Source organism: Fulvivirga imtechensis AK7 (assembly GCF_000331535.1).
Lineage (GTDB): Bacteria > Bacteroidota > Bacteroidia > Cytophagales > Cyclobacteriaceae > Fulvivirga > Fulvivirga imtechensis.
This window is the reverse complement of sequence record NZ_AMZN01000006.1, coordinates 278,129-289,802: the sequence shown is the minus strand read 5'-3', so window position 1 is coordinate 289,802 and position 11,674 is coordinate 278,129. Positions and strand designations below refer to the sequence as shown.

Annotated in this window: 8 protein-coding genes; 2 read left to right on the top strand and 6 right to left on the bottom strand. The window is 43.0% G+C overall.

All coding sequences use genetic code 11. From position 1 onward, the window contains the following. Positions 1-85 precede the first annotated feature (85 nt). The 5 genes from C900_RS03035 to C900_RS03015 all read right to left on the bottom strand — a co-directional run bounded on the left by C900_RS03035 (position 86) and on the right by C900_RS03015 (position 7,242). Entirely contained in the window at positions 86-436 is a 351-nt protein-coding gene (locus C900_RS03035; RefSeq protein ID WP_009578107.1) for a hypothetical protein, read from the bottom strand. Between the two features lie 167 nt (positions 437-603). Then, positions 604-2,319, bottom strand: a complete 1,716-nt coding sequence (locus tag C900_RS03030) for an amidohydrolase family protein (RefSeq protein WP_009578106.1) — start codon at positions 2,317-2,319, stop codon at positions 604-606. Between the two features lie 277 nt (positions 2,320-2,596). Next, positions 2,597-3,238: a hypothetical protein gene (locus tag C900_RS03025; protein WP_009578105.1), complete on the bottom strand. Its 642-nt coding sequence runs from the start codon at positions 3,236-3,238 to the stop codon at positions 2,597-2,599. 168 nt (positions 3,239-3,406) lie between these two features. Further along, positions 3,407-4,444, bottom strand: coding sequence for an HNH endonuclease (locus tag C900_RS03020; protein WP_009578103.1), 1,038 nt, complete (start codon positions 4,442-4,444; stop codon positions 3,407-3,409). A 491-nt stretch (positions 4,445-4,935) separates the two neighbouring features. Further along, positions 4,936-7,242, bottom strand: a complete 2,307-nt coding sequence (locus C900_RS03015) for a TonB-dependent receptor plug domain-containing protein (RefSeq protein WP_009578101.1) — start codon at positions 7,240-7,242, stop codon at positions 4,936-4,938. 194 nt (positions 7,243-7,436) lie between these two features. Here C900_RS03015 and C900_RS03010 point away from each other — a divergent pair, with 194 nt between their 5' ends. Beyond that, complete coding sequence (locus C900_RS03010) at positions 7,437-7,739, top strand: antibiotic biosynthesis monooxygenase family protein (RefSeq protein WP_009578100.1); 303 nt, start codon at positions 7,437-7,439, stop codon at positions 7,737-7,739. Between the two features lie 822 nt (positions 7,740-8,561). On the opposite strand, the gene C900_RS03005 is transcribed toward C900_RS03010, so the two are convergent. Next, positions 8,562-9,974 (bottom strand): pyridoxal phosphate-dependent decarboxylase family protein, encoded by a 1,413-nt coding sequence (locus C900_RS03005; protein WP_009578098.1) that lies wholly within the window; start codon positions 9,972-9,974, stop codon positions 8,562-8,564. Positions 9,975-10,258: 284 nt separating this feature from the next. On the opposite strand from C900_RS03005, the gene C900_RS03000 reads away from it, so the two are divergent. Next, positions 10,259-11,668 (top strand): aminotransferase-like domain-containing protein, encoded by a 1,410-nt coding sequence (locus C900_RS03000; RefSeq protein WP_009578097.1) that lies wholly within the window; start codon positions 10,259-10,261, stop codon positions 11,666-11,668. The last annotated feature ends 6 nt before the right edge of the window (positions 11,669-11,674 follow it).

Below are 11,674 nucleotides of genomic sequence, written 5' to 3'. Positions count from 1 at the left end.
GGGCCTCTGGGGGCTCGTTTTTCTCTTAAGTTAACGGCTATGGGGGTTTTGTCCGGGAGATTCGTTGGAGAGAATAATGGTATTATCATCCTTCATAGATCCGGTCGTTGTAGGAAAGAGTTAAGACGCCACCGGAGACAACGTAGGTTCCCGGTCCGACAAGATAATCTGTTTCCCATTCATCAGCACCAAATCTCTGTTCGGGATCGTACCTCGGATGGAAGCTGTTTTTCCCGTCAAATTCGAAGCCTTGTTCGTACCAGACAAAAATGCTGTATGTGGTGTGGTGCTTGGCTCCATCTACATCTATGTATTCCTCAAGATTCCAACTTCCCTTAATGCTGGCAGAGGTTACCTGACGGTCGTCAATAGGATCCGAATTATCATCACATGCAAGTAATGCCAGTAAGCATATCAATATCAGGTAATTCTTCATTTGACATTTTCGATTAGTGACAATAACTGCCTTACACTACAGACACACGTTAACCCTGAAAAGCTGCATTTCCCTTTGTTGGTGTTCTCACCAACAAATCACAGTGTACAATTCTTAAACTTATAAGCAATCCCCTTAAACGCAATGAAAACTGATCAAAGTTAGAATCACTCCAGGAACCGCACCTTCGCAATTTTACCGTCCACTACTTCATAGATGGCCACAGTATGAAAATACTTTCCATTCACTCTTACTTTTTCCTTGTCAATGACTTTGTTGTTGATCACTATCCTGTTCTCAATTTCGCAATGCAGGTCGGGCACCTTCTCAAACATTTTTGCATAGCCTTTGCGAAGTCGTTCACGTCCTTTGGTTTTCAGGTTACCTTCGGAGTTGTATATCTCTACGTCTTCGGAAAACGTTTCTGCAAAAGCGTCTACGTTCCGGGCATTGTATGCGTTGATCTGACGTTGTACTATGGCTTCCGGTGATTCTGATAGAATGGTATCCACATCTATAAGCTTGCCATCTTTAATAACAGCTTGAAGCGAATTCAGATGATGCAGAGAGTCAAGTGGATTACTCTTCAATAAAAGCAGATCGGCTCGTTTCCCTGTCTCAACAGTGCCCAGTCTGTCACCCAAACCATAGCCAGACGCTGCATTAATAGTTGAAGCCTTTAAGATCCCCGCATTGGTCAAACCTGCATCCTGCATGGCCTCAAGCTCCCGGATGTACGATGACGCATGCAATGTGCCAATGTTGCCTGCATCGGTGCCTGTGACTACATTTACTCCTGTACTGAACAACTTTCTCAGGTTTACCTGCATCACAGAGTCGGGCTCAAAGTAAGAATCCTGTAATTCATTGTTGCGGTACCACTTGATAACACGAGGAAGGCTTGCAGTATCCATAGCCTCAGTGTCCATTAGACTACCGTAGGCAAAGGCATTAGCCCATTTCAGGTCTTGAGGATGATGAGTCAAACGTCCCGCGAACGTTCTCTGATAGTTGCTCCTTACTATCAATGTGGGGACATAGGTGACATCCTTACTCTTTAATACTTTGATAAAGTCATCCGGAATAACCTCATCTTCAACACTATGTACAAGGATATTGGCTCCAGCCTCTACTGCCAATTGTGCAGTTTTCAATTGAGTGGCATGCACCGCCAGTTTCAGATCGTTTTTTGCACATAATTCAGCGATATATTTCACTAGTGGAAAAGATTCCTCCGCAGGATAATTCTTCCCTGATATATACCATATTTTGACAAAATCTGGCTTGTATGGCAGCATTTTGTTAAAAAGACTATCTATTCCGGCTTTTGAAGCAACTTTTACAATTGGCGGATCATTCAGCTCGAGCTGCTTTCTTTCAACAATGGAAAAAAGAGGACCTGTGACAAGAACGTTGGGAGAGGCAATTGTTTTCGAAATACTGTCACGAATTACAAAATTGTTGAATGGTCCTCCAACATCCACTACCGTGGTGATGCCCAAGCGTAAATATCGTTTCAGGTAATCAATACTGTTGTTGAAGCCATTCTCCCGCTCTTCCTGGTAAGACATCTGTGCCGTTAAATCCACCACGTCAGGACGAGTATAAAGGCTCCCGGACTGGAAAAAATGAATGTGACCATCAATCAATCCCGGCATGAGATATTTACCAGTTGCATCTACTACTTGGGTGCCTTCTCTAAACTTCATCTTCTTGTCCGGCCCAATCCATGAGATCTTACCATTCGCAATCAACACCCCGTAATTTTTGGATACCTTACCGCTCTCAACATCGATCACATTTACATTTCGTATGGCTATTTCCTGCCCAAAAAGATGTAGGCAGGTAAACAGAAGAGCCGTTATTATTACAAGTTTTTTCATATTACCTTTTGTCTGAGAAGGGTTTGTTGGTGTTCTCACCTATAAATCAAAGCAAACTAATTCTTAAATCCCTAAGCAAAAATATTGATCGTTAAAATAAAAATATTTTGATAAAAAGTTAAAGAAGAGTACTTAATTACTAGAAACCCTAACTCACCAATTGAAGCTCCTCTGCAGGAAAAATAATATACTGCATTCTATTGTTTGTTGGTGAAAACACCAACAAAGAGGCAGAATAGGGTCGTGAAGCGAGTCTTTTTTCTAGTACGGCTTCAGTTTATTTACCAATATCCTCTTTTATTTTATTGATTGACGCTAACATCGCCACGCGATTCCTCTTAAGAATATCGGCAAAAGATTTGAGTGAGTTCGTATACTTTGGTAGTATAAGTTCAATTTGACTCCAAGCATGCTCAGCCCCTTGATCATTATGATTTTCGTTTGAGTGATTATGAATTTTTAACCATTCCTGTAGATTAATATTATGGAATCGAGCTTCCGCTAAGCACTCATAAAGGTTTGTTAAATCTTCTTCATTCCATTTATCTGAATCGTCCAAATCAAAATAGAGGTGAATTGAATTAATATCATAGTATTTGTGACTTCCCAATTCTTCCATTAACTGAGAATTTTTAACTAGCATTTGCTCAATAAAATCTATGTCCTGTTCGGACTCTTCATTTTCAGCCGCTTTTACAAGAGTTTCAACAGATTTTTGAATTTCGATAGCCTTGTTTAAATAGGTCCAATAATATGCTATGGCATTCTCTGCTATTTGAAGTTTTCGTTGGTATGTGATTTTGTTGAGATCACGATTGTAATCAATTTTTTTATTTATTTGGTTAAGCACCTCTTTGACGATCAATGTCAAAAGAGACCCACCCAAAAATCCAACTATTGAAGATAACGTGATGTCCATAAAATTTTCTTATATAGCGCCAAGCTATGATGCGTGGGGATTAGAAAGCTCCAACCTTTCCTCTCGCACATAGCCACGCCATGGTTTAAATTTAAAACTTGTGGCGAACTTTTTAATTCCTACTAAAATATCGTGATCGATAAAACCCCATTCATTCAATAGCATTTATTAGCCACTTTTATTACCGTTTTCGAAATACTTCTGCCAAATTAAATGTGCTCCCCAAGCATTTTGTGTATTTCTGACAAAAGCAAAATCAGGAATATGTACTAACTGTAAGTTTTGAAACCCATCTCCGTCTTGATATAGAAAGGAGTCTATATTTTTATAAACCCCTATTCCAGGTGAAGAAGGACCCGGCAGAGCAATGGCAAACTGTTTTTTTGAACTTTTAGTTTTCAGATTGAAAATCATAAGATAACATCCAAGTTCTTTGGGTGAACTGATAATATTAAGTCCAAGCATTTCTTCAGGAAATTCATATTTTATCCAAAATGGATATTGGAGAATTATTTGATCAGGATTTAATATTTGCTCTCGAACTTTATAAAGCCCACTGTTAATCAAAAATGCGTTACCCAATATACTGAAGGCAAGTAGATACCCAGCTCTAAGAATTGCAATCTCAGCTCTGCGTTCATTAGATTGATCTGGAAGTTTAATGTTAAAGGTTTCTGAATTGTACCGATCAAACATTTTGTCAGGATTTAATAGCGGATTGTATATGGTTCTTGTGGGGAAGACTTCATTCATAAATTTTTTAACTTCATCTGGATTTGAAATTTTCGGTTCCAAGTACAGACTCAATTCTCCATTATTATCAACCTCAATAAGTCCATTAATCTTATTTCCATCTTTTGAAAATGTAGTTCTGTATTTTGAGTTTGGCGCAAAATTCCTAGCATCAATTTCGTTCAATCTAATGAGTAAGTGAGTGTCTAACTCATGACCACTTTTAGAATTACATTCTCTGCAGGTTAATGTTTTTGGGTTGCCTCCTAATGATTTAGGAGGAACGTCTTCAAGTGTTAACGGATTTTTAGAAGCATTTGATAGGTCTTTACAAAAGAAAACATCAAAACATAGTGGGCAGATGTAACCATCTTCAAAATCCGGTTCTAATGATATTGAAGCGTGTCGCTTTACTTCATTTAAGTTAGCTGAAAAAAGCTTAAATAATTTCTCCCTTGTATCTTTTTTGGCCATCTAATTCATTTTGTTAGCCACATTTTTTAGATAGTAATCTAGTACTTCTTTCAGTTCTGGCTCGCATTTACAAATGTTTATAAGCACTTATAAAACACTTCACCGCAACTGGCCAACAACATTTCCAAGCCTCAAAATACAAATCTCCATCAAATAATTTATTAAAAATATTATAAATTATAACTTCAACTAATCTAAGGTGGGGTAACTGTAGCATCCTATAGCTTTTTCATTAATTAACATGAGTTCGATATAGTAGAACCGATAGGAAGATCCTTCCTCTTGCAGGATGACCGTCTATTTTTTTTAGCGTTTTGTATCGAACTCACGTTAATTATACTTCAGTTTTCGCCTTTTCCACGGGAGCCCGGAATATATCCGGGCACTGGCAGGTCTAATAACTCCTGTTTTCTTATTCCCGAAACTGCTATCAATAAAAAAAGCTGCCCCGGACGGATCCGAGGGCAGCTTTTTACAGCTAATAACCAAAACTAAAAACTGTATTTGAATGTAAACATGAATGTTCTTTCCGGTTGTGGTAAGCGCGAGTTGTACCAACTGGTGTTAAGCAGGGCATTGTCCACTCCGCTTTCTCCGGCATCAGCATCTCTGTAGCCGGGGTGGAAATAGTCAACATCCAACAGGTTGTACACTTTCACTCCCAGCGAAATACCTTCTACCAGCACATCGTTGTACTGCACATACAGGTCATTGACAAAATAAGGGTCTATTTTACCCAGCGGATTGGTTTTTACCGTATTGATCTCGCTGATGTACCTGTTTTGCAAGCTGATGCTTAGCCGATCTTTGATAAACCCGGTAAGGATAGCCTTCACTTTTACAGGCGCCATGTTTCCTGTTTCTTCAAAGTCACCGGTGTCGCCCAGGTCTTCTTCAGACTTGATATACGACACATACAGATCGCCTCTGAACTTTGACAGGAAGGAGCCCTGATTTGTTAGCAATACTTTACCGTTGGCTTCCACGCCAATCATTCGTCTCGAGCCTAGATTCACAGGTACACGGCCTACTCCCGGCACGCGCACCTGTCCGATAGCATCCGGAGCAGTGTTGTAGAACATATTTATACCGGCAGACCAGATACTTTTGGTATATGCAGCAGAAACTTCGAACGTGCGCATTTTCTCAGGCACCAGATCATCGTTAGACAAGCTGCCCTGCCAGCCACCATACAGGATACGTGCAGAGGGCTCGAGGAAGGCGGTACCGAAGAATGCCTTCGCCACAAAGCCCGGAGCAGGCTGTGCCACCACCCCTATCCGCGGGCTCCATACTTCCTTCCAAACGGAGTTATAATCATATCTCAAGCCACCTACAAGTGTGATCACTTCGGAAGGAGAATACTGTGCCTGGGCATAGACCCCTCTGTCATCCAGTGTATTGTGGTTCTCCTGGTCCAGCGTAGCATCATCCGGCCGTGCCGGGAATGGAAAGGTAGATTCCACCGCTTCATTAAGTGGTGTCCGGTTCGGATCATCCCGCCGGTGGATATACTCCCGCATTACTTCAGAGGTGTTGATCACGTAGTCCCTGTTAAGAATTCTCCTGTCATACTTGAAGCCGAAGTTTACCACCAGGTTAGAGACGGCATTGTATGCAAAATCCTGGAACAGAGAGTATCCGGCATTGTTTGCCTGCCAATACTCCGCGTACTGGTAGTTCTGATCTACCACATAAGTCTCGTCAGTAGCTCCCGTGTTGGGGATGTTAAGCCCATAGTCGGTTAAGGCTCCTCCTGGAGCTACCACCACAGTGTCTGTACCCTGCTCCAGCCACCTCCAAAGGAAAGCAGCGCTACCAGGGATATCACTCCTTCTGTACCGTAGCAAGGTTTTGCTGGAAAGCTTATCGTTGCTCACCTCATACTTGCCGTAAAAGGTATTTTCTTTAAACTGCCAGGTGCCGGCATTTAAAGAAGTACCTCCGGCAAACTCGGAACCCAGCCCTGATTCGTAGAAAAAGTTAATCCACCCTACTGTAAGTCCTTTAAAGCTTACACTGGTGTTCAGAAAATTGCTCTCCATCGGACTGTTGTATCCGGTAAAATCAGTCTGTGCAAAGTCACCCCAGTAATATGGGTTGGTAAACAGCTCCTCTTCGAGCATCGGGGTACGCCCCTCCAGGTCAGGCCCGGCACTCTGGTACAGCCTGCCTGACATATTGATGCTCAGGTCATCCACTTTCTGAGAAAAATGCAGGTCCACTATATTGGTGTTGTTCTGCCCAACAGAGGTAAGTACCGAACTGCCGCCATCTTTCTTAGTGATCAGGTTGATTACCCCGGTGAAAGCATTCGGACCGTAAATAGCTGAAGCTGGTCCGTATACGATCTCGATCTGCTTGACATTCTGAAGCGGGTATTGGGCATAGCCATTCATATTGTTATTATATAAATGGTTCATAATAATACCATCGATCATCAGCAGCATCTGGTCGCTGGTCGTCTTTCGGTAGCCTCTCACGTAGGCGTAGTAATTGTCATCACCAAATGCACGCGACAGATCAAAGCCGGGCAGGTCATGAAGCACATCATATAGCTCAAGGTACCCCCTTTCGTTGATCTCCTGTTCGGTGATCACAATGATGGTTGCCGGTGCTTTGTTGAGCTTTTCCGCCCGGTTAGAGGCCGTGGTAACTTCCACTTGCAGAAGTTCTTCGAGGGTCATCTCAAACATGAAGTTCTCGTCTTCCGTTTGTTCTTCCTGTGCGTAGCCAACTTGGCTAAGTGCAAAAAATGCCCCCATAAAAAAGAGGCGCATGAGTTGTAAGTGTTTCATAAAAATTAACCTTTTATAGACGTTGTAATCTTATAATATATAGAAATAGAGGGGAAAAACCTAGCTGGCAACTGTGGAAAATTGAAAGTGCAAATAAGACTTTTTTCAATACTATCGATTAAGTGATATAAAATAATTACAATTATATATTATATTGCCCGTGCAAATAATTTTTGTCTAAAACCTCTCTTTTAATGTACATCATCACCTGGAAATACGAAATTGTACCTGAGCTCAGACAGGAGTTCGAGCATGAGTATGGAGCGCAGGGATCTTGGGCCGGATTATTCAGCCAATCACCAGCTTACCTCGGGTCGCAGTTATTTAAAAATGACCGGGAAAGCATATTGTATTTGCTCATCGACAGGTGGCAGTCAAAAGCTGCCTATGAAGAATTTCTCGCCAGCCACAGTCAGGTATATGAAAACATGAGCGGAAACTTTGAGAAGCTTTATGAGCAGGAAGAGAAAATGGGTGCTTTTACTTATGTGGCATGAATTGGGTTAAAATGACCACCATTTACGTGCTCCCGGACAAAGCACTGAAGGTTGCAATACTATTTTTAAACCCGGTGTCAGACGGTTCTGAACCGTCAGTATTCTAAGACCACGACCCCAACTTCTTAACGGCTACTGCGGCAAAATGTACCAGAAAGGAAAAACTTAAAACCCGAATTCTTCACATGGTGCAGGATAAATCGTGTCTGCTAATGGAAGGGACATTGGCTTTTGATCCGTCTGACGGTTTCGAACCGTCCTGACGGGGCACGGAGTTTTTGAAAGTGGCACCAGGGTGGGGAATTGGTGCATTGCGGCTACGAAAATTTTGTAGTAACATAAAAACACCCCCACCTCGTCATCCCGGACGCAACGCAGTGAAGATCCGGAATCCCCTCGCTATTGGCACTACCCAGGCATCAGCTTATGCCTCAGATCAGGAGATCCTGAATATTTTCTCCGCTGCTCTGCGAAAATTCCAGGATGACGTAGTTTAATGGGTCAACGCTCCCCTAACCCCTCTCTAAAATCTTAGAGAGGGGAAGTTCAAATCAACGATTTGAACGGGGGTGAGTTTAAAAATGACTCCGGTGTCAGACGGTTCTGAACCGTCAGACACCTAGCTACTGCCACTAACCCAAACCTTCTTTAGCCACACTAAGAGGCAAAATGTTCCCGAAAGAAAAAAGTTAAAATCAGGGTTCCCTCTTCACGTGGGTGCAGCGTAAAATCGGTGCCTGCTAATAGGTCAAGACATCGGCTTTAAACCGTCAGACGGTTCATAACTGTACTGACGGAGACAGAGATTTGACAAGGGTGAGTTTAAGACACCACATCCAACTCATTCATCAGCAGCTCCACATCAGCCATCTTTGTTCTCCAGTTTACAAAGGCAGCACGGAAGCCGGCATTTCCGTTCATTATAGTGGGCGTGATAAATACCTTACCCCGCTCATTCAGCTTTTTCAGAATGTTGTTGACTTTTTCAGCTTCCACCTGCTGTTCATTAAGTGTGAAAGCTACCACATTCACCCTCACATCTGCCAGCAACCTGAATCGGGATGACTGACGGATCAGCCGGGCAAATTCTTGCGCATGTTTTATGTTGTTGTCCACAATTTCTCTGTACCCTTCCCTGCCGTATGCCATCAGGGTAAACCAGGCGGGCAGTGCGCGAAGCCTGCGGGAGTTCTCGGGAAGGAAATTGAGGTAGGAGCATTTGGCCAGCGGGTCTCCCAGGTAGGGTGCATTAGAATTCTGAAAGGTTTGCACCTGAAGCGTAGCATGATCCTTCTTTACCAGAAATACAGCCCCATCGTAAGGGGTGTTTAACCACTTGTGGCAATCAACCGTTATGCTGTCGGCATGCTCCCAGCCTTTTAGGAGGTGAGAAAAATTAGATGAACAAGCCACAAAACCTCCAAATGCGGCATCAATGTGCCACCAGAAGTTGTATTTCTCCCTCAAGGTTGAAATCGCCTGCATATCGTCAAAGTCAACGGTATTGACAGTACCGGCACTGGAAATAACAATGGCGGGTTGCCCTTTAAGTGCTGTCAGTCGCTGTTCCAGATCGTTAATGTCCATGGCTTCCCTGTTTTCCAGTACTTTTATCTTGATCAGGTTGTTACTCCCTATACCCAACATGGCCAATGACTTAACAGATGAAGAATGAGGAGTGGCGGATAGAATATGTAATTTTTGATCCATACCTTCGCGGGCAATATCCTTACCCATTTGTTCGCCCACCCACTGCCGGGCAACTGCCAGTGATGAAAAATTAGCCATAGTCGCTCCTGTCACGAACCCACCGGTAAAACTTTCAGGTAACCTGAGCAGTTCGAGCAGCAGGGTGATCGTGTTCCTTTCAATATTAGCCGAAATATCCCCATGATCCTGAAATCCCTGAGGGTTTTGATCAAATACTGACGTCAGCCAGTCGCCCATCAGAGCAGCCGGAGTAACGCCACCGGTAACAAAACCAAAATAGCGCGGACCGGAGGACGCCACCATCAATTGCTCATACTGGTCAATGAACCTTCCAAACGCCTGCTTCAGCCCCATGCTATCATCTGACAAGCTATCATGAGGAATAACCGGTGCATTTCGCCCCACAGGAAAATCATCGATCTTCCGCAGATAATCCAATGCATACTGCACAACCCGATCCATTATTTCGGGCAATATCCGGCTATCTTTTTCTAATACCGTCTCTTTTAGTGCTGTCGAATCCATTTTTTATAATCATTTCGTAATAACACAAAACTAATGCATCATCAAAAAGCAAAACAGATACAGATTTTGTAATTTTGACCATAACAGATTGGGAAGTCGGGAGACCGAAGTCCGAAGACCGAAGTCCGAAGTCGGAAGTCGGAAGTCCGAAGTAATTTAGTAACCCTGTGACCGGTTTTATAATATACAAACAGGAAACTGTGAACAGAGAACTGAGAAACTGAGAACTGAGAACTGAGAACTGAGAACTGAGAACTGAGAACTGTACTGTAAACTGAACCAACATGTTTTTATATCATCAGCTATCGACCCGCTTTGTCGAAATGATATCGGCAGGAACACTGCAGCCCGGAGATAAGTTGCCGTCTGTAAGGGTTTTGAGTAAGGAACAGGGAGTGAGCCAAAGTACAGCCTTTCAATGTTACATCGATTTGGAAAACAAGGGCTTGGTTGAGTCGCGTCCCCGATCAGGCTATTATGTCAAATTTAATCCGGCACAGATCAGCGGATGTACAGACACCTTTGTTGAAAACCCGCAACCGGTTCATGAAATTGACGATATGATCACAACTGTTTTGCAGCATTCCGTCATCCCTAATATGACCCATTTTTCCATAAACGCACCATCGGAAGCCATGCTACCGTTAGCCAAAATGAAGCGGTCTGTTCATCATGTGCTCAATAATTATCCACAGCAGGCGCTATCCTATGAAAGGCCTGAAGGCAATGAAGGCCTCCGAAAGCAGATTGCCCGGCTGGTTTTTGATGCAGGTGCACAAATAACCCCCAGCGAAGTAATTATCACTAACGGATGTCTTGAGGCGATCAACCTGGCGCTTCAGGCAACTACTAACCGTGGAGACCGAGTGGCTATAGAAAGCCCTACTTACTACGGCATTCATCAGGCGCTTATAAATAAAGGACTGGAACCCGTTGAAATAGAAACGCATACACATAGCGGTATTGACTTACAAGTGCTTGAAAGGCATTTGGTTGATGACAAGATCCGGGTCTGCGTTTTTGTTACTAACTTCGGCAATCCACTTGGTGCCTGTGTACCTGAAGAAAAGAAAAAACAACTGGTGCAGCTTATACAGAGGTACAACGTAAAGCTTATAGAAGTGGATATTTATGGTAGTTTACACTTCGATGACTTCAGACCTAAAACATGCAAGGCCTATGATACCGCTGATCATGTCATTCTATGCTCTTCTGTATCCAAATCCCTGGCTCCCGGGTACCGCGTGGGCTGGATCATCGCGGGAAAGGAATACCGCAAAGTACTTCACCTCAAGCTGAACCAGTCTGTTGCTTCCCCTACCCTTACACAAGCAGCGGTGGCTCATTTTATGGAAAACGGCAGATATGACCTGCATATAAGAGCATTGAGAAAGGCGCTCTATATGCAATCGCTAAGGTATTTAAAGGCTATTCATGACTATTTTCCCGATGATGTAAGAGTAACACAGCCCAAAGGAGGTTATGTGTTTTGGGTAAGCTTAAAACCAGGAGCAAATACATGGGACATCTACCATGAAGCCCTCAAATGGGGTATTAGCTTCGCCCCGGGCCAAATTTTTTCTAAAAAATACGATTTTAGCAACTATATGCGAATAAGTTTTGGACTGCCCTTTACTCCGGCGGTTGATCAGGCCTTGAAAACTTTAGGTGATATAGTTCGGTCGCGCTATTAATGAAAG